Annotated in this window: 17 protein-coding genes; 2 read left to right on the forward strand and 15 right to left on the reverse strand. The window is 52.9% G+C overall.

The window, feature by feature from the left end; translation table 11 throughout:
- Positions 1 to 57 precede the first annotated feature (57 nt).
- The 14 genes from B5E77_RS17800 to gpr all read right to left on the reverse strand — a co-directional run bounded on the left by B5E77_RS17800 (position 58) and on the right by gpr (position 15,501).
- Positions 58 to 258: a hypothetical protein gene (locus B5E77_RS17800; protein WP_204248053.1), complete on the reverse strand. Its 201-nt coding sequence runs from the start codon at positions 256 to 258 to the stop codon at positions 58 to 60.
- A 222-nt stretch (positions 259 to 480) separates the two neighbouring features.
- On the reverse strand, positions 481 to 1,008 hold the full coding sequence (locus B5E77_RS12335; protein ID WP_087165666.1) for a phosphatase PAP2 family protein: 528 nt from the start codon (positions 1,006 to 1,008) through the stop codon (positions 481 to 483).
- Positions 1,009 to 1,069: 61 nt separating this feature from the next.
- On the reverse strand, positions 1,070 to 1,300 hold the full coding sequence (locus tag B5E77_RS12340; protein ID WP_087165667.1) for a hypothetical protein: 231 nt from the start codon (positions 1,298 to 1,300) through the stop codon (positions 1,070 to 1,072).
- A 57-nt stretch (positions 1,301 to 1,357) separates the two neighbouring features.
- On the reverse strand, positions 1,358 to 3,262 hold the full coding sequence (locus tag B5E77_RS12345) for a DUF2142 domain-containing protein (protein ID WP_087165668.1): 1,905 nt from the start codon (positions 3,260 to 3,262) through the stop codon (positions 1,358 to 1,360).
- Positions 3,263 to 3,321: 59 nt separating this feature from the next.
- On the reverse strand, positions 3,322 to 5,133 hold the full coding sequence (locus B5E77_RS12350) for a cobaltochelatase CobT-related protein (RefSeq protein WP_143468631.1): 1,812 nt from the start codon (positions 5,131 to 5,133) through the stop codon (positions 3,322 to 3,324).
- A 1-nt stretch (position 5,134) separates the two neighbouring features.
- On the reverse strand, positions 5,135 to 6,049 hold the full coding sequence (locus B5E77_RS12355; protein ID WP_087165669.1) for an AAA family ATPase: 915 nt from the start codon (positions 6,047 to 6,049) through the stop codon (positions 5,135 to 5,137).
- A 19-nt stretch (positions 6,050 to 6,068) separates the two neighbouring features.
- Positions 6,069 to 6,782 carry an HAD family hydrolase gene (locus tag B5E77_RS12360; RefSeq protein ID WP_087165670.1) on the reverse strand — a complete coding sequence of 238 codons (714 nt, stop codon included), beginning with the start codon at positions 6,780 to 6,782 and terminating at the stop codon, positions 6,069 to 6,071.
- Positions 6,779 to 8,014 (reverse strand): radical SAM family heme chaperone HemW, encoded by a 1,236-nt coding sequence (hemW, locus tag B5E77_RS12365; RefSeq protein ID WP_087165671.1) that lies wholly within the window; start codon positions 8,012 to 8,014, stop codon positions 6,779 to 6,781. Before hemW ends, B5E77_RS12360 begins: the two co-directional genes overlap by 4 nt.
- A gap of 15 nt (positions 8,015 to 8,029) precedes the next feature.
- Positions 8,030 to 9,844, reverse strand: coding sequence for a translation elongation factor 4 (gene lepA / locus B5E77_RS12370; protein WP_087165672.1), 1,815 nt, complete (start codon positions 9,842 to 9,844; stop codon positions 8,030 to 8,032).
- A 142-nt stretch (positions 9,845 to 9,986) separates the two neighbouring features.
- Positions 9,987 to 12,059, reverse strand: a complete 2,073-nt coding sequence (locus B5E77_RS12375) for a heavy metal translocating P-type ATPase (protein ID WP_087165698.1) — start codon at positions 12,057 to 12,059, stop codon at positions 9,987 to 9,989.
- 86 nt (positions 12,060 to 12,145) lie between these two features.
- Positions 12,146 to 12,433 (reverse strand): DUF6110 family protein, encoded by a 288-nt coding sequence (locus B5E77_RS12380; protein ID WP_087165699.1) that lies wholly within the window; start codon positions 12,431 to 12,433, stop codon positions 12,146 to 12,148.
- A 287-nt stretch (positions 12,434 to 12,720) separates the two neighbouring features.
- Entirely contained in the window at positions 12,721 to 13,101 is a 381-nt protein-coding gene (locus tag B5E77_RS12385; RefSeq protein ID WP_242963727.1) for a heavy-metal-associated domain-containing protein, read from the reverse strand.
- A gap of 136 nt (positions 13,102 to 13,237) precedes the next feature.
- Positions 13,238 to 14,566, reverse strand: a complete 1,329-nt coding sequence (gene spoIIP / locus B5E77_RS12390) for a stage II sporulation protein P (protein WP_242963728.1) — start codon at positions 14,564 to 14,566, stop codon at positions 13,238 to 13,240.
- A gap of 80 nt (positions 14,567 to 14,646) precedes the next feature.
- The gene (gpr, locus tag B5E77_RS12395) at positions 14,647 to 15,501 is read right to left on the reverse strand and encodes a GPR endopeptidase (protein ID WP_087165673.1); all 855 of its coding nucleotides are present in this window, start codon (positions 15,499 to 15,501) and stop codon (positions 14,647 to 14,649) included.
- Between the two features lie 250 nt (positions 15,502 to 15,751).
- Between gpr and rpsT the strand changes: the two genes are divergently transcribed.
- Both rpsT and holA read left to right on the forward strand, forming a co-directional pair.
- Complete coding sequence (rpsT, locus tag B5E77_RS12400) at positions 15,752 to 16,015, forward strand: 30S ribosomal protein S20 (protein WP_087307070.1); 264 nt, start codon at positions 15,752 to 15,754, stop codon at positions 16,013 to 16,015.
- Between the two features lie 150 nt (positions 16,016 to 16,165).
- Entirely contained in the window at positions 16,166 to 17,158 is a 993-nt protein-coding gene (holA, locus tag B5E77_RS12405; RefSeq protein ID WP_087165674.1) for a DNA polymerase III subunit delta, read from the forward strand.
- A gap of 9 nt (positions 17,159 to 17,167) precedes the next feature.
- On the opposite strand, the gene B5E77_RS12410 is transcribed toward holA, so the two are convergent.
- Positions 17,168 to 18,853: a ComEC/Rec2 family competence protein gene (locus B5E77_RS12410; protein WP_275532767.1), complete on the reverse strand. Its 1,686-nt coding sequence runs from the start codon at positions 18,851 to 18,853 to the stop codon at positions 17,168 to 17,170.
- Between the last annotated feature and the right edge of the window lie 33 nt (positions 18,854 to 18,886).

Consider the following 18,886-nt stretch of genomic DNA (forward strand, 5'->3'; position numbering starts at 1 on the left):
CTATTTGATAGTTTATCACGAAAGTATGAATATTTCAATCTTGTGGGAATGAATTTATTAAATTTTATCTGTAGATACATCCCGCTCAAGCAGCGGGCTTTTGATGACCCCCATTCTCCGAAATACCAGAAATACAAGGTTGATGAACTCCCTTTGATCACTGATTTCCGTCAGGACTGCACTTATAAGGAACTCATCCCTTACTTTGAAAAACGTTATGACACGAAGCTCCTTTCCATCAATCGACTCTTCATGCATTCCAGGGCTTCCTCTTTTGTCTGCGGCGCACTGTTCCACACCACAGCCTGCAATGAACCATCATAATCATGTTTCATAAGCAGATGTTCCCTTTCTGTTGCAAATAATAATAAACAGGAATGTTCTGGCGAACTGCCAGGAAATATGCACTGATCAGTACAAAGATATCTTATTATACAGACACGTCTTTTACTATGCTTTTTTGCATCTCTCCAAATTTCTTTATTTCCTTTTCCAGACAAGCTTCCACGCTATCACGCCCGTCAGGCAGCCGATGACCGCGCCTCCCATCACATCCGTCGGAAAATGCGCGCCCAGATAAAGCCTGGAAAACGCAATCAGCGCCGCCAGAATCACAGCCGGAATTCCCACCTTCCGGGGCATGCATAGAAACAGTACGCTTGCCACCGCAAACGCACTTCCGGTATGCCCGGAAGGGAACGAATAATCCGAGGGCTCCTTTGTGATCAGCTGAAGTCCTTCCAGCAGCACATAAGGCCGCACGCGGGCTATCACATTTTTCAGAATGAGATTCAGGAAAACATAATCCAGGGCCAGAGAAAGGGATGCCGTAAGCCCCACCTTCCGCCAGCGCGGAACGAGGAGCAGCACCAGGCAGGCTGCAATCGCGAGAAAGCCTCCGTCGCCCAGGGAGGTAATAAACTGCATGATGGTATCCAGAACAGGACCACGCACACTGTTCTGCAGAAACATAAGAAGCTGTTCTTCCCATTCAAAAAATGCTTCCAAATTTCATCCTCCCTGCTGCTGTCTGCCGCTTCCACATCTCTCTGTCTTTCCTGGGCAGCTATCAGATCTCTGTAAACGTATATCTCTGCAGAAGTCCGGAGGTGTTCACATGATAGATCACAGTCCCATCCGCCAAATCCTCCCGCTCATAGCTGAAATCACGTTCTCCCTGATGGCGGCTGACCACATACTGTTCCAGATCCTCGATGGGAACCTCTTCAATGAAGACGTCCCGCATCTGGTTATTGGAGCACTGATTAAAAATCTCATGAACCACTTCATACTCTTTCATCCCAAGCTCTCCTTTTCCCATTTATTTTGCTTTTTCTTTGATTTGTCCCCCTGCCTTTTAATAGGGAGGCTGAATATTCGGAATACAGTACACACCGAAGGAATACAGCGACAGTACCGCCGTCGCACAGATAACGATCTGAAACCATTTCTGCCTCGCCGTCTCCGGCTTCAACACCGCCGCATGTGCCACAAAAATCAGTACCGGCATCATATAGCGTCCCTGGGCCTGAAAATCAACAAACCACGCATTGTAGATTACCAGAGCGTAGGAAATCAGGCCGCAGACAAACAAAAGCGCCAGCTTTATTTTCCTCTCCGCATACCCCTTCTCCCGGATCACCTGCCAGCAGATTCCCAGAAGCAAAATCAGGTAAAGGACTCCCATCAGATGGCAGTACCAGTCGGGACTCGGAAACTGGAGGCTTCCATAGGTTCCCACAAAAGAACGGAACAGCGTCTTATGAAGTCCCTTATGGAACAGAAGGTCCGACAAAGCCACTCCTTTCCCGTACAGGTTGAAGGCCGAGCTCTGCTCAGAGGGCGGGGAAGCCGGATTCAGCTTCGGTATCGCAATCGCCTCCTGCATCTCCCTAAGCACCTGGCTGCGGTGTATGCCATAATGAAGGAACTCCGGAATATAGCGGATCCCCAGGAACAGCAGCGCCGCCCCTGCAAGCCACAGATAGGTCTGAAACCGCCGCTTTCTCTCTTCCTTCGAGACTGCCGGAAGCTCTGCCAGCAGCATAAGAACTGCGTAGATGGCCAGCACATAATAATTCTGCTTGGACATAAAAATATTGGCGAATAAAAAGCCAAGCAGCAAAAGCTTCCAGATATTCCGTCTGTTTACTCCTGTCCGCGCCAGCCTGTGGAGCATACTGCCAGGATTGGCGATCTGGTACAGGGCCAGAACCCCCACCGCAAAATCCAGGGCATCCGATGTACAGTAGGTATACAGATACCACACCTGCGGCGTCAGGTACAGAGTACAGAGCAGAAAGCGGTTCTTCTTCAGATTCCAGAACAGAAAATACATCAGTCCGGCAAACATCAGGACGCTGAAAAGCCGTGCCGCATGCTCAAAGGTAAAGAAACGGGCAATCTGCGCGGCAAAGAAATAAAACAGGTTCAATTCCGTAAGCCTGGCCGTGCCGAAGGCTGAATACGCCTCCAGCTCCAGCTCTCTGGCATCTGGCGCGATCCAGTGGCTGATATAATACTGTACAGAATAAATGCTTTCCGATTCATCCGGATTGAGCTCTGAGGAGCCGGTAAAGGCTCCGATCAGCACCAGCACGATCGCCGCCACGCCCACGAGATACAGGAGCGTATCCACAGCCAGGAAAAGCCGGCCTTCCCTCCGGTTCCAGATTCTCCTCCGGTAAAATTCCAGCACAAAGACTGCCGCGGCAAGAATCGGAATCAGATAGAAAACTCCGGTCCATGCATACCTGCCCGCAATTTCGCTGTAAAAGCTCTGAAAGGCCTCCGTAGGAATCAGCTGAGAATCCTCGCCCTGAATCAAAAGGCCCATAGAACCGGAATCCGTCTCATAGACCTGCAGCTGGTCATTGGGCGAAAATGCCTCCATCAGCTCCTCTCCCTCCAGCTTTCCGGCATAAAAGCCATTGATGAAGAAAGCCATGTCCTTGACGCGGATCTCATTTTCCGAATTGTAATCAATGGGATCCATGCGCTTCAGTGTGCGCCCGTCCCGAAACCGGAGATCCCAGAAAAACACTCTGGCTTCTCCCGGCTTGCTGTAGGTATCTCTGACGCTGTCCAGACCGGCATGCTCTGTAAAAGAGGTCAAAGCCTTCCAATGCTTTCCGGCCGAATAATCCTCCTCTTCGAAATCAATGCGAACCTCTGTAAGCACCAGCGGCGGATACAGAAGAAAGCCTCCCATTATCAAAAGAAGCACCAGGGGCTTCCAATATTTTTTTAACCATTTTCTCATTTCCTGTCACCTGGCCTCCGGCTGATTCTGTATGCTGCCTGCCGGAAGGCCTCTCCCTTTTATGGCGTATCGTCCAGCTGCCTCCGCAGATAGAGTCCTACCACGCTGGAAAAATTCATAATATTGCGGATATACGCAAAGTCACGGCCGAAAATCCGCCGCTCCGCCATCAGATCCTGCTCCTCCCCGGCAAAAACTCCCAGAACCGAGATCCCCTCCGCACGGACCTTCCTGACCTCCGTGGCTGTATCCCGCACGGCATAGTCCCCAAAGTAGGGGGCCGGGTTCCGGCTGTTTGGCCGGTTTACAATGATATCGTTTGGCCGCCCGTCGCTTAAGACAATCAGCACCTTGTTTTCCTCGGGCCGTTCCCGAAGGCTGGCCGCGGCCGCCCGGATCGCCAGGCCGTCCCGGTTGTTTGAGGAGGCATGAAATTCAAATATTTTTTTATTGGCCTCCCGTGGCTCGTCATAGTCCCGGTAGCGCTGCATGACCGTATAGTCCCAGAAGGTGCAAAAGCCCATAACCCTGTGCGGAATTCCCACGATGCTTAAGGCCTCGCTGATGATAAAGCCCTGGAGGGCTACCAGGCTCTGCCGGCTTCTCTGGGAACCGCTGGCATCAATAAGCACATGTACTACGAACTCCGAGCTGTCCTTCTTAATCTCCCTGTCAAACAGCTTCTTATCACGGCTGCGCCCCAGCTTCCAGAGGCGGGAGGGCTCGATCGTTCCATACTCTGAACGCACAGTCTCCCGTTCGCTTCGCAGAGTCAGAGAGCGTCGCAGCGTATCTGCAAGCTGCTCGATATTTCTCCGGGAAACACGCAGATTGTGTCCATAAACCCTCAGATTGTCGGATCTGGCCCGCCTTGCGTATTCTGACTGGTAGTTCCGTTTTACCATGCTGGAAAGAATCCCATCTGTAAAATACAGGCGGCAGTCCGCGTGGGCTCCCCGGCAGAGGCTCCGGTTCAGCCTGTCCTGCTCGCCGGGCGTCAGATAGGAGCGTCCATAATTCAGCTCAATATAAGAATACATCTTCGCCGCGGCTTCCTCATCCACGACGATCCGTTTCATCCGGCGTTCCTTTTTTTCCTGTTCCGTCTCCACCTCAGCCGTCTGCGTCACAGCCTGCTCCACCCGGTTCATGATCTGTACCAGATCATCCTCCATAGCCTCTTCTTCCAGGTAGTCCTTCCAGCTGAACTCCTTCAGCTCCTCCACTGTGACGGAAAGTACCTTTTCCAGACTGCCGTGATTCCGCTCAAAATACGGATCCACCAGCCAGTTATAAAGCCCGTCCACGACCCGGATGATATCCATGACGTCCTCTGTCTCCTCCAGGCTTTTCAGCTGATCCAGAGCCTTCTGCATCCTGGACTGTACCAGCGCCTCTCCGCGGACCGCCTCCTGCATGACCGCGATTCGGATCTGTCCGATATACATGGACGCCAGTCTCGAAAAATCATACTCCAAAACATCAGAAAAAGCCTTTTTGCGAATCTCCAGAACGCCCGGGCGCTCCCTGGCAGCCTTCCGGTACACCGCGCTGTCCACAGCCATCTGGGCCAGATTTGTCAGGGGCTGCTCGTCTGCGCCCATATACAGCTTCTTTACGAGATACAGGCCAAAGGCGTCCCTGTCAAAATACCGGGAAAAGGCCCCCTGCTTCACCGCATCGTACAAAGAGATATAAGGGGACTTCGAAAAAGAAGCCGTATCCAGCTTCAGATTCAGGCTGTAATCTCCGCTTACAGTCCAGCAGAGATTCCGGATCCTGTTCTCTATCTCATAGCTGTAATCCTCAAAGGCTTCCTGTTCCAGCTCTTTTTGTTCCAGTTCCTGTTGTTCCAGTCCTTTTTGTTCCATCTCAAAAAATCTGCTCCGCAGTCCAGTCCTCGGGAATCCTTGTCATGACAATATCCCCGACGATTTCCTTCTCAAAAATATCAAAGCTCTTATTGGTAATCCCCATCGTGACGGCTGTCCGGGGCTTCAGTCCGCAGCGGACGGTCTTCAGCGCCCCAATCAGTCCCCGCAGGTCGAGAGGCTTCGTGGAGATCTCACTGTTGGAGGCCTTCAGCTGCAGATCCAGAAACAGGCCTGCAAAAGCCCTGAGCCCCTCTTCCTTTGCATCCGGAAAGCTGGCGCGCAGGATCAGCATCAGCGTATCCTCCTTAAGAGGCGGCATGTCAATGACCAGGAAACGGGAAACCAGAGCCTCATTCAGCTCTCTCGTACCTGCATAGCCATAGTTCATGGTCCCGATAAAACGGGTAGCCGGATGAAGCTGAATCCTGTCGTAGCCCGGCACGTCGATCAGCCTCCGGTAATCCAGCGTCGCATGAAGCACGGATACTGCGTCATTCTTTGCCATATTGATCTCGTCAAAGACGCCGAAGCCCCCATTTTCCGCACACTGATACACCGGACCCTTCCGGAGCCGGACCTCGTTATCCACAAAGGTATCTGTTCCGATCAGAGAGCTGCTGTCTGTATTCACATTAAAAGAAATGTTGTAGGAGGGGCGGTTAAAAATCCAAGCCAGATTCTCCGCCAGAATATTTTTTCCGGTGGCCTTGGAACCGCTCAGCAGTACATTCTCCCCCTGCAGCAGGGCCGCAATCGCCATCTCCAGAATTTCCTTCCCGTAAAACGGCACCGGCGGCTTCACGACCCGGTTCTTTACTTCCTCCGGAACCGGATACTCCTTCCGAAACGCCTCTATCTCACGAAGCAGCGCCGGATTCACCTGCTGCTCCTCCAAAAATCTCAATTCTTCCATTTTCTGCTCCTCGTCCTGTCTAAGCCAGTGATTTAATATAGGGCACCAGCTCGTCAAAATGCCTGATTTCCTGATAGCTCCTTCCCGCCAAATCTGCGTCCTCCGGCAGCGCCCTTTCCTTTGCGTTATACCAGACCGCATGCATTCCCGCGTTCATGGCGCCAATCACATCCTTCTTGAAGGTATCTCCCACAAAGACGCATTCCTCCGGCGCACAGCCGGCCTTGCGGATACAGAGAGCCATAAATTCCGGATGAGGCTTTTCTACCCCTGCCTCCTGGCTCGTCACAATATGCCGGACATAGGGGGCAAAGCCGAAATACTCCAGCTTCTCGTACTGCATCCTTGTCGTCATATCTGTCCCGATTCCGATGGAAAGCCCCATGTCTGCCAGCTGTCTCACAGCCTCCAGGCTTCCAGGCTCCGGCCTGCTTACCTCCAGCAGCGTATCCCAGTAAAGATGGTAAAGCCTCTTCAGATGAGGAAACAAGGGCTGTCCCCACTGTTCCAGCAGATTCTGAATCCGGATGCTTCTGCTGTGAATCGCCGCGTTGTCACGCCCCAGGCGCTCTGCCGTCTCCCTGTTCATCCTCTGATAGGCCTTTTCAAATTCTCCGGGGGCTATCCCGAACTCCTTCTCCACATACTCCCCCATCCTCTTAAGGCCGCTGGCATGTCCAGGGTCATAATCATACAGGGTGCTGTCAATATCAAAGATTACTTCTTTTATCATCCTTCGTTCCTCTCTTTTCCTTCTGTACCCAAACCGCAGCCTGCCATTTCTTCATCCAGCAAAAACTCTGATAACACATAATTGCTGACGTCTATCCCCCTGTCCGTCAGAAATATCCGGCCTCTGTCCTGCGCCAGGACGCCTTCCCTCTCAAGCTTTCCAAGAAGCTCTCCGTAGATCTCCCGAAGCTGCGCCGTCAGGGCTACCCCTTCCATCTTCCGGAGCCCCAGAAACATGGTCTCCTCCAGCTCATCCTTTCTGCTTAGAGGGAGCACACTCTCATATGAAAAATCCTCCTTCAGATAAGCCGCCAGCTCCGTACTGTTCTTATAGCGCACGCCGTCCAGCAGGGACGCCGCTCCGATTCCAAAGCCTTTATAGTCTGTCCTGTCCCAATAGGAAAGATTATGGCGGCAGGCAAAGCCAGCCCGGGCATAGTTTGAAATCTCATATCTTGTATATCCCCTCTCCCCGAGAAACCGTTTGGTATCCTCATACATCAGGCGGTCCGTATCCTCGTCCGGGAGCTCGGAATATCCAGGCGCCCCTTCCCGGTATCTTCCGTAAAAGGGCGTTCCCTCCTCGATAATCAGGCTGTAGGCTGAGATATGCTCCGGCTCCAGGCCTGCAGTCCTTTCAAGCGTCCGAAGCCAGCCTTCCCTGGTCTGGCCGGGAAGCGCCGACATCAGATCAATATTCAGATTGCCGAAGCCCTTTTTCCGCGCAAGCTCATAATTCTCCAGGAATTCTTCAAAGGTATGAATTCTCCCAAGCAGCTTAAGCTCCCTGTCATCCGCCGACTGAAGCCCGATGCTCAGGCGGTTCACTCCCGCCGCCCTGTATGAGTCAAGCTTTTCTTCTGTCAGCGTCCCCGGATTGCACTCCACCGTAATCTCCACGTCCGGCTCCGCCGGCAGGAGACAGAGCAGCTCCTCCAGAATCCCGGCCAGCGTCCTCCCAGGGAGAATCGACGGGGTTCCTCCCCCGAAAAACACGGTAGACACCGTATACTTCTCCGCCAGCTCCCGGCACTCTCTGATCTCCTGCTTCAGGCTGGCAGCATACTGCTCCATCACCTCCGCTGACGCCGGCGCCGACAGGAAATCGCAGTAGGCGCACTTGCACACACAGAAGGGAATATGAATGTAGATGCCAAGCTTCTTTTTTCCGGCAGCCGAAGCCCCCGGCGCACGTTCCGCCGCTCCGGCCGCATTTCGTTGTATTCCGCTCATGGATTTTTCTGTTTCCTATTTATCATCCAGCTTCAGCACGCTCATAAAGGCCTTCTGCGGAATCTCTACATTTCCAATCTGGCGCATCCGCTTCTTGCCCTCCTTCTGCTTCTCCAGAAGCTTCTTCTTTCGGGTAATATCGCCGCCGTAGCATTTTGCCAGCACGTCCTTGCGCACAGCCTTCACAGTCTCCCGGGCGATAATCTTGCTTCCGATAGCCGCCTGAATCGGAATCTCAAACAGATGGCGCGGAATCTCCTCTTTAAGCTTCTCGCACATCTTCCGGCCGCGCTCGTAGGCCGTGCTGCTGTGCACGATAAAGGAAAGCGCATCCACCTCTTCCTTATTGATCAGGATATCAAGCTTCACCAGATCCGCCGGCTCATAGCCCTTCATCTCGTAATCAAAGGACGCATATCCGCGGGATCTGGACTTCAGCGCGTCAAAAAAGTCGTAAATAATCTCGTTTAGCGGAAGCTCATACTTCAGAAGCGCCCTGGTCTCCTCCATATATTCCATCCCTAAGTAGACGCCCCGCCTCTCCTGGCAGAGCTCCATGATCGGCCCGATAAATTCCGTCGTCACCATAATCTCAGCGCTTACAAAGGGCTCCTCCATGTGCTCGATTTCAGCCGGGTCCGGAAGATTGGAAGGATTCGTGAGCTCGATAACCTCACCGTTTGTCTTGTATACCTTATAGATAACTCCCGGGGCAGTGGTCACCAGATCCAGGTTATATTCCCGCTCCAGGCGCTCCTGTATGATCTCCAGATGCAGAAGTCCCAGGAAGCCGCAGCGGAAGCCAAAGCCCAGGGCAATCGAGGTCTCCGGCTCAAACTGCAGGGACGCATCGTTCAGCTGAAGCTTTTCCAGCGCATCCCGCAGATCCGGGTACTTTGCCCCATCTGCCGGATACATGCCGCAGTATACCATCGGCAGTACCTTTTTATAGCCCGGAAGAGCCTCCTCGCAGGGTCTCTCTCTGTCTGTAATCGTATCGCCCACACGCGTATCACGCACATTTTTGATACTGGCCGTAATATATCCTACCATGCCGGCAGACAGCTCCTCAGCAGGAATAAACTGTCCCGCTCCGAAATAGCCCACCTCCACCACATCGGCCTCTGCTCCGGTCGCCATCATACGGATCGGGGTTCCCTTGCGCACGGTTCCTTCCATAATACGGCAGAATACAATAACCCCCTTATAAGAATCATACAGGGAATCAAAAATCAGAGCCTGAAGAGGCGCCTCCGGATCCCCGCCCGGAGCCGGGATCTTCTGTACAATCGCCTCCAGCACCTGGTCTACATTCAGGCCTGTCTTGGCAGAAATCTGAGGCGCGTCCTGGGCCTCCAGGCCAATCACATCCTCAATCTCGTCGATCACACGCTGGGGTTCGGCGCTGGGAAGATCAATCTTGTTGATCACCGGAATCACATCCAGATCATGATCCAGGGCCAGGTATACATTTGCCAGCGTCTGCGCCTCGATTCCCTGGGCTGCATCTACTACCAGAACTGCTCCGTCGCAGGCTGCCAGGCTTCGGGACACCTCATAATTAAAGTCCACATGGCCCGGCGTGTCAATCAGGTTGAAGATATACTCCTCTCCATCCTTTGCCTTATAAATTGTGCGTACCGCCTGCGCCTTTATGGTGATGCCGCGCTCTCTTTCCAAATCCATATTGTCAAGGACCTGAGCCTGCATCTCCCGGCTGGTCAGCAGTCCTGTCATCTCTATGATACGATCTGCCAGAGTAGATTTTCCATGGTCAATATGCGCAATAATACAGAAATTGCGAATTCTGCTCTGTTCTGTCTTCGTCATTCAAATACTCCTCCGTAAAAAGTTCTTTCCCTCTATCTTACCTTTAAATAGGCCGGCGATCAAGCCCGCCCGAAAGATTTTAACACAAAACAGCTGCAAAGCAAATACCCCGCTGCAGACAGCGGGGTATTTTCCTATGCTTTTATAATACAGGATTCATACTCTTCAGACTGATCACCAGCGTGGAGGTGTTGTGAAGCAGGGCCGAAGCGGATGGCTGCAGGATTCCGGCTACACCCAGCACAATCAGCCCGGTATTGAAGCCTACTATTGTCCGGTAATTCCTGTGTATTCTCCGCATCAAGCCGGTGCTGATGCTTTTCAGGGCCACCAGCTGCCAGAGATCCTCTGCCCCTATCGTCACATCCGCAATCTCCCGGGCCAGCTCAGCTCCGTCACTGATGGCGATTCCCACATCCGAGGCAGACAGTGCCGGGGAATCATTAACGCCGTCTCCCACCATCATCACCCTTCTGCCCTTTGCCTTTTCTTCCTCCACAAAGCGCGCCTTGTCCTCAGGCAGTACCTCGGAATAGTACTCATCTACTCCCACCTTCTCCGCCACAGCCCGGGCCGTCCTCTCACTGTCTCCCGTCATCATGACCACCTTGGAAATACCGGCCCTCTTCAGAGCCTGCACCACCTGAGCTGCTTCCTGCCGCAATGGATCCTCGATACAGATGACGCCCCTCAGCACGCCTTCCACGGCCAGGTAGAGATGGGAATATTCCGGCGGCAGGGCATCGAATTTTTCCTGCGTTCCTTCCGGAAGCACACATTTTTCATCCTCGAACACAAAATGGTAGCTTCCGATCACTGCCCTCTTTCCCTCTATCGTCGTGGAAATGCCATGAGCTACCAGGTACTCCACCTTTGTATGCTTCTCCTCATGCTGCAGATTTTTCGCTTTGGCCGCATCCACCACAGCCTTTGCCATAGAATGTGGGAAATGCTCCTCCATACAGGCCGCAAGCCGCAGAAGCTCATCGGGATCCTCCCCGCCAAAGGAGACCACGTCCGCTACCGTAGGGCAGGCCTTTGTAAGCGTGCCGGTTTTATCAAACACGATGGTATCTGCCTCTGCCACGGCCTCCAGGTATTTTCCACCCTTCACTGTGATGTGAAAGCTGCCGGCCTCCCGAATCGCAGAAAGCACCGAAATAGGAATCGCAAGCTTCAGCGCGCAGGAGAAATCCACCATAAGCACCGCCAGCATCTTTGTCACATTTCCTGTGAACAGCCAGGTCAGCGCTGCCCCTGCAAGCGTATAGGGCACCAGCCTGTCTGCCAGGTGCTCCGCCTTTCCCTCCACCGAGGACTTCAGCTTCTCAGACTCCTCAATCATAGCCGCAATCCGCTCATATTTGCTGTCTCCAGTTCCTACCCGCACGCGTATGGTCAGCTCGCCTTCCTCCACAACCGTACCTGCATAGACGGAAGTTCCCGGCTTCCGCTCTACAGGTAAAGACTCCCCGGTCAGGGAAGCCTGGTTCACCATCGCTTCTCCCGCTTCCACGGTCCCGTCAAAGGGAATGACATTTCCCATATGCACGACAACCAGATCCTGCTCCTGCACCTTCTCGGAGTCCACCAGGATCTCATGCCCATCGCACAGCAGCCAGACCTTTTCAATATTCAGCGACATGCTGCGCGCCAGATCGCCTACAGACTTCTTATGAGTCCATTCCTCCAGGATCTCCCCGATTCCCAGCAGGAACATCACAGAGCCCGCCGTATCAAAATCCCCGCGGAACACGGATACGCCGATAGCCGTCGCGTCCAGCACCGGCACCTCCAGCTTCCGCCTGGCGAGCGTCTTCAGTCCGTCCCACAGATACCTGCACGAACGGACGGCAGTAATTCCTGCCCGGACCGGGTAAGGCAGAAACAGCTTGCTGCCTGCGCGCAGCACCACCCGGCCTACAAGCTTTTCCCAGTATTCCTCATTCATCTTTCTTCCAGAGCTCTGCAAAACGGCCTCCGGAACCTTTACATCCTCATAATGAAACGCTTTCAGAAGCCGGATCACCTCTTCCCGGGGCCCCCGGTAACAGACTGCTACGCCCGAGGTCCTGCGCTGTACCTTGGCCGAAATCACATTTTCCTGACTGCACAGATAGTACTGCAGGATGTCTGCCTGTTCAAAGGTCATCTCCCTCTGAACTGCCTGTACACGGATCCTTCCTTCTATCTCATGTCGGATTACAAATTTCACCTTTCTTCTCTCCTCCGCAAAAGAGGATGCCCAAAAGCCCTGTCGCAGACCCTTGGACATCCTCATATGTTCTGGCTGCCGCAGTCTTACTCTCCGGCCTCTGTCTCCTTTTCATCCTCCACAGCTGCCTCTGCTGCCGCGCGTTCTTCGTTGATCTGCTGAGCCTCCGCGTAGATATCCTCCGCGTTCTCCTGAATCACAGCCGCCGTCTTCATCACACAGTCTCTGGCGCGCAGAGCCGCCGCTGTGCAGTTCGTATATACCTTTTTGGCGTCCTTGCTTGACAGCACCTTGATTCCCGCTGTGCCAAACAGCACTCCTGCCGCAAAAATTCCTGTCTTCTTCCAGTCAATACATTTCAAACAATTCAGCATCTTATATTCCCCTTTCTTTCGTGGCTTTTCTTCTTCCTGCATGCTTCTTTTCTGTCCCCGGCATCTTCCGGAGCTTCGGGCACGTTTATTTGTGCTTATACCCTGTATAAAGAGTCATACACAGGCACACCACCATTGCCCATGCCCAGAATCTGTGGTTCTTCATAGCGCCAGACCTCCCTTCCATCAGCGGATTCCTCCGGTCCGTCTCTTTATCTGTTTTTGTCTCTGTCAGCTCAGACAGCGCCCCTGTCCGCCTCCTGTCTTTGTCAGCTCAAACAGCATCTCTATTCGCCTTCTGCCTTTGTCAGCTCAAACGAAGTCAGTCTGTAGCCTGCCTGCCGGATAACCCGCTCAAGCTCCTCCTCGGAATACATCCTTTTCGTCCGTATTACTGCGGATTTCTCCTTCAAATCTACCTGTGCCCAGACACCTTCTTCCCTGTTCAAAGCGTTTTCTACACGTTCTCTGCACCGGGTACAGGTCATACCCTCCACACCTATCTTCGCACAATAAGGATAATTTTCTTTCTTTTTATCCTTTACGCGGACCTTCCTTTCTCCACCCCCGCCTGTGCCGCAGCAGCCCTGTGTCAGCCTTTCTGCATAACTTTTGATCCCAAAGATGCACACGACAATGATGATTAATAGAATCACTGCATTTTCCATCAGCCTGTACCTCCTCTTTCCTTTGCCAGCTGCTATCATTATAGCACCTCAGTGCTGAAAAAGGAGTTCTTAAAATCGATAATCTTTATCAATAACTGCTCTTTTATGTTCCCATACTGCAAAATTTCAAACGTGACTAAGGATTTTTCAACACCTGATTAAGCACGTAAGCCAGAGGCTCCATGGCATTCATCATCTCCTCTACCGTATTTGTCTGGGCGCCTGCCTCCACCAGAAGCGACTTCGGGCGCAGATGCAGGTTATAGCGCAGGCTTTTCAGATAAACCTTTCTGGTAAAGCCGGGATAATATTTCTCGCAGTTCAGCTTCATCTGCAGGGAAAGTGCCAGATTCTCTCCAATATAGGGATTCTGCAGATAGTCTATCGGGCCGTTCCGCTTGCTGAAGCTTAAGCCGTTGAAAAACATAATCTGTGCCGTCGGCTTCCCGTTTACCTCCGTCACCAGATGGGTATCCTCCTGTACGCCGTCCCGGTGCAGATCGATGATCACCTCTATCGACGGGTTTTCCGCCAGGATCTGCTCCACATCCTCCGCCGCCAGCGTGTAAGCCTGGTTCCTGTCCAGCTCTCCGTCAATAAAATCATAAACGTTCGTGTTATGTATGACATTGTATCCGTAAGTATCGCGGAGAAGCTCAGTCAGGTATTCTCCCACGCCCACGATCGTTGTGCTGTTGTCTCCTGGCACGGAATCCACAAAGCCCTCCTGGGAATGCGTATGGTAAATCAGAATCTGGGGCGCCGAATTGTCCTGCTTCATCGTCATATCCATCCCCAGAAGCTTCTCCGCGTTCAGAAGATCGCTGCTGATATCCGTATTGCTCTCAACGATATAAAAATTATTTTTCAGGAAATCAAAGTCTGACAGCTGCTCCAGCGTATACTCGGTTCCCAGTATCTCTCCGCTCTGGACGGCAGCCTGCCCATCCCGGGTTTCCTGGAGCCCGGCCTGAGCCGCAGCCTCCTGCTCCCGCCTTGCCTGCTCCAGAGCCTCCTGCTCCTCCTGCGCGGCCCTTAAGTTTTCTTCCTCCACCTTCTCCGCGATGTCGAAAGCCTCCCCTGTCTGGACGTTAATTTCGTTTTCATCGTGAGCGCCACCCTGAATCAGGATTTCATAGGTGACTGCGCTTTCTGTCTCTGTCTCATACAGCTCCTGACTGTCCATAAAGGAAAACAGCGGGAAGATTCCCATGGCCTTTCTTATCAGCGTCTCGTCGAAGCCTGAGGAGGCTTCAGGCTCCCCCGCCGCGAAGGCAAGTCCCGGGTAAAGGCACTTTGCCGCCGCGTTCTGGAGGCTCCCTTCCGCGTTTGTCAGAATTTTCACACAGGCATAGCCGGCCCGGGAGAGAGTGCGGCCCCGGATTCCATAGCCCAGGATGTAGAGGCCTAAGACTCCGATAATCAGCCACACGATTCCGTTTATTATTTTATGCAGTCGGTTCATTTTTTCACCCCATACCGCATCTTTGCCCGGGACAGTCCGGACATCAATGCTATCTTCAGTATATTCTCCCTGTCTTTTTTCTATGACAGAGCAATATTAAGCGCCTCAGAGATCGTAAAGCTTAAATGGCGTATCGTCTCGTCGATATCCTTTGGCGTGACAAACATTGTATTCAGCCCCGGAGGCACCGCATTTCTGTCTCTGACCGCATCATAGACAATGGTGGCGGCGTCCACCACCGTGGGAACGCCTATGGCAATGACCGGTACCCCTATCGTCTCTCTCGTCAGGCTGTGCCTGTGATTCCCGACGCCAGAACCGGGGTGAATCCCCGCGTCGGAAATCTGAATCGTCCTGTTCAGCCGCTTGCTGCTGCGGGCCGCCAGCGCATCGACAGCCACTACGACGTCAGGCCGGGTCTCCTCCACAACGCCTCTTATAATTTCAAGCGTCTCCATTCCTGTCTGGGCCATGACGCCAGGCACAATCCCGCTGACCATATGAACCCTTTCCTTTTCAAAGGCTGCTTTTCCGTATTCCTTTACCACATGCCGGGTAATCCGCAGGTTTCCCACCACCTCCGGGCCCAGCGCGTCAGGCGTCACCTCACGGTTGCCAAGCCCTACAATCAGTACCGACCTCTCCTGATCAGTCCCCAGCAGCTCCTGGAGATAGACAGCCAGCGTCTCCGAAACCTCTCTGTGGTAATCCTTATCCGGATCCGAAAGCTTCGGAGCTTCCAGTGTAATATAGATCCCCACAGGCTTTCCCATGGCCTTTGCCCCATTTTCGGATTCGATGCAAACCTTCGTAATCCGGATATCATGCTTTTCATCGTATTTTTCCTCCACAGAGACCCCGCGGATCTCCACATCCTCTTCAAAACGCTCCCTCGCCTCGAGCGCCAGATCTGTGCGCACCTGAAACTGCTCCATTTTTTCTCCTCGCTTTTTTGTCATTGGACCTTTGCAGGCGCAATCCTCTTTTGCTTTCAGCCGTATAAACGCGATCCTGACAGGTCCATCTTAATACCCAGTTTTCACGTTTTTTTGCAAATTATGTATTGACAGAAAAGCTTTCCTGGCCTACAATAAATGAGTATGTTTTGTAAAGACGTCCGTGTCCGGCTTTTACGGAACATGTACAGATAAAATCAGTGTGAATGATAAGTTGGAGGTGTACAGATTGGCTAACATCAAATCCGCAAAGAAAAGAGTTCTGATTGCCGAGACAAGAACAGCGAGAAACAAGGCAATCAAATCTGAGGTTAAGACTGCGATTAAGAAAGTAGATGCTGCAGTTGCCGCAAAGGATGCTGAGACCGCAAAGGCCTGCCTGAAGGCTGCGATCTCCGTTATGAGTAAGGCGACTTCCAAGGGCGTGTACCACAAGAATACCACATCCCGGAAGATCTCCCGCCTGACCAAGGCCGTAAACAGCATCGCTTAATTACTTCATAAAAAAAGACGCCCAATACCGTCAGTTGGGCGTCTTTTTTATACAGCGGGACAGAAAGTTCTGCCACAGGAAACGGCAGAGCCTTCGCAAAGCAGGATTTTCTATGGACCCGTACGTTTCCGTTCTTGGAGGTAAGCTATTATGAAAATGCTGGCAGAGGATATTAAAAACGGCAGCTTCAAGACCTCCTACCTTCTCTACGGAGAGGAGGCCTATCTGCGCAATCAGTATAAAAACAAACTGAAAAACGCCCTGGTGAATCCGGACGATACAATGAACTTTTCCCGTTTTGAAGGAAAGAACATCGACCCGGCCGAGATCATCAGTCTGGCAGACACGCTGCCTTTTTTTGCAGAGCGCCGGCTGATTCTGATCGAAGACAGCGGCTTCTTCAAAAACAAATGCGATGAGCTGGCCGACTATCTTCCGGGTCTGCCGGAGACTACCTGCCTTCTGTTCGCAGAGACAGAGGTGGATAAGCGCAGCCGGCTCTACAAAGCCGTCCAGAAATACGGCCGGGTGACAGAATTTCAGTCTCAGGATGAGCGGACCCTGATGAGATGGATTCTGGGCACTCTCAAAAAGGAAAACAAAAAAATTACAGAGGATACGCTCCGGCATTTTCTGGAACGCACCGGCTCCGATATGGAAAATATCCATATGGAGCTGGAAAAGCTTTTAAGCTATACGGAAGGGCGGGATGTGATCACCTCAGAAGATGTGGAAGAAATCTGCACCATGCAGACGACCGGCCAGATTTTTGAGATGATCCGGGCCATCGCGGAAAAGAAGCAGCGCCTGGCCCTCGACCTCTACTACGATCTGCTGGCCCTGAAGGAGCCTCCCATGCGGATTCTCTTTCTCATCGCCCGCCAGTTCAATCAGCTCCTGCTCGTCAAAAGTCTGGCAGCCAAAGGCATGGACCGCTCTTCCATCGCTACGAAGGCCCAGGTGGCTCCGTTTATCGCAGGCCGGCTGATGACCCAGGCCAGAAGCTTTACGCTGGAACAGCTGAAAAATGCGGTAAAGGACTGTGTGGACGCTGAAGAGGCCGTAAAGACCGGACGGATGACAGATATCTTAAGCGTCGAGCTTCTGATTGTAAAATACAGCGCCGGCATTCTGAAAAAATGAGCGCTGCCTTCACTTTTCATATCTCTCGCTTTCCGTAAAGCCTTCCACCTGGAACCGCTCTCCGTCGCTTCTCACCGTCAGCGCCCCGCAGTCTGTAGTCACCAGAACCCGGCTTCCAGCCGCCTGGAGCCGCATAAGCGTCTCCTGATGGGGATGCCCATAGGAATTATCCTTTCCGCAGGAAATCAGCGTCAGCACCGGGGAGGCAGCCTGCAGCCAGGCTTCGGAGCTGGAGGTGCTGGAACCGTGATGACCGGCCTTCAGCACGTCACAGTCTGTCTCCACTCCCATTCGCAGTATTTCTTCCTCGCCCTCCTCCCCCAGATCTCCTGTGAGCAGCATGGAAAACTTTCCGCAGGTGACCCGAAGCGTCACGGAGGCCGCATTCGTGTCCGCATATTCTACGCCGGCACAGGGATAGAGGCAGTCGAGCCTCGCCGAGCTGTCCTCCAATATCATGCCCTCTCCAATCGTGCCGATCCTGACGCCGGAGCCTCTGGCAAGCACAGCCAGCTCCTTTCCCTTTTCTTCCTTCCAGGAGGCCTCTGAGAGAAGCAGTGTACCGATCTTCAGATTTCCCGGGCGTGCGCTCTGAAGCAGAAGTTCCTCTATGCCTGAGACATGGTCCTTGTCAAGATGCGTGGCGACGACATAATCCAGCCTGCCCACGCCCTCCGCCTTCAAAAACGGCAGAATCCGGTAGGTTCCCACCTTCGACACGCTGGTGCTTCCTCCGTCCACCAGGATCGCCGTGCCTGCCGCCGTGCGCAGAAAAAGCGCCTCCCCCTGTCCCACATCCAGCATGGTAAACTGAAATCCGCCCGAAAACCGGACAAGCAGCAGAAGATTCAGAAGCAGCAGGCCCCCCGCGCTGCAAAGCCTTTTCCTTTTCAGCTGCGGTTCCGGACGCTTTTCTGCTTCCTCCGCCTCCTCTTCACCGCAGACGGCAGCTTCAGCTATCTGCTTTTTTCGGTTTTCTCTTACCTGGAACCGCCACAGAAGAAAGGCTGCCAGGCAGAAATAATAGAGGAACAGCTGCCAGTCTGCAGGCCTTCCGCAATGTATCACAGAACCAGGAAGCCGTAAGGACAGGCTTCCCAGCCTCTCATAAAGCTCCATAATGGCAGAACACAATACCGCCGGTATTCTGGCTGCTCCGATTGAAAAAAAGCTTAAACCCACAGCCAAGATACCGGAAAACATCAAGGCTGTCATCAGAGGGATCACCACCAGGTTCAGCGGCACAGAATACAGAGGGATCTCGTAATAACAGCTTTCTACCATCGGAAGCGTCACAAGCTGCACGGAAAGGCTTAAGACTACAGCCTGAAACCGCTTTTTCCGCACCGGAAACAGCTCCAGCAGCACCGGGTAGACAAGACCGATTCCCAGCACAGCTCCAAACGAAAGAAGAAAGGAAGCACTTTTGGCATAGAGCGGCTGCTGTACCAGAAGAACCAGGGCGGCAAAGGCAAGAGAGGTGAGCATATCATAGCTCTTTCCAAGCAAATCTGCCGTAACTGACAGAAGGAACATCAGCACTGCCCTGGCTGTAGACGTGCTCATCCCTGTCAAAACCCCATAGGAGAGCACCAGCAGCATCGATGGAATTCCCGAAAGCCAGAAGGGAAGCCCAGCCCTTCTCAGGAGCCGGTACAGCGTCATTCCGAAGACGGACACATGGAGGCCCGTCAAGACTTTCTTTACTTATTATAATGTAGCAAAAGG

The organism is Lachnoclostridium sp. An131 (genome assembly GCF_002160825.1).
Lineage (GTDB): Bacteria > Bacillota > Clostridia > Lachnospirales > Lachnospiraceae > Laedolimicola.

Coding starts and splice junctions, on each gene's coding strand:
- B5E77_RS17800 (WP_204248053.1), bottom strand. CDS start 258: ATGCATGAAGAGTCGATTGATGGAAAGGAGCTTCGTGTCATAACGTTT.
- B5E77_RS12340 (WP_087165667.1), bottom strand. CDS start 1,300: ATGAAAGAGTATGAAGTGGTTCATGAGATTTTTAATCAGTGCTCCAAT.
- B5E77_RS12345 (WP_087165668.1), bottom strand. CDS start 3,262: ATGAGAAAATGGTTAAAAAAATATTGGAAGCCCCTGGTGCTTCTTTTG.
- B5E77_RS12350 (WP_143468631.1), bottom strand. CDS start 5,133: ATGGAACAAAAAGGACTGGAACAACAGGAACTGGAACAAAAAGAGCTG.
- B5E77_RS12355 (WP_087165669.1), bottom strand. CDS start 6,049: ATGGAAGAATTGAGATTTTTGGAGGAGCAGCAGGTGAATCCGGCGCTG.
- B5E77_RS12360 (WP_087165670.1), bottom strand. CDS start 6,782: ATGATAAAAGAAGTAATCTTTGATATTGACAGCACCCTGTATGATTAT.
- hemW (WP_087165671.1), bottom strand. CDS start 8,014: ATGAGCGGAATACAACGAAATGCGGCCGGAGCGGCGGAACGTGCGCCG.
- lepA (WP_087165672.1), bottom strand. CDS start 9,844: ATGACGAAGACAGAACAGAGCAGAATTCGCAATTTCTGTATTATTGCG.
- B5E77_RS12380 (WP_087165699.1), bottom strand. CDS start 12,433: ATGCTGAATTGTTTGAAATGTATTGACTGGAAGAAGACAGGAATTTTT.
- B5E77_RS12385 (WP_242963727.1), bottom strand. CDS start 13,101: ATGGAAAATGCAGTGATTCTATTAATCATCATTGTCGTGTGCATCTTT.
- spoIIP (WP_242963728.1), bottom strand. CDS start 14,566: ATGAACCGACTGCATAAAATAATAAACGGAATCGTGTGGCTGATTATC.
- gpr (WP_087165673.1), bottom strand. CDS start 15,501: ATGGAGCAGTTTCAGGTGCGCACAGATCTGGCGCTCGAGGCGAGGGAG.
- holA (WP_087165674.1), top strand. CDS start 16,166: ATGAAAATGCTGGCAGAGGATATTAAAAACGGCAGCTTCAAGACCTCC.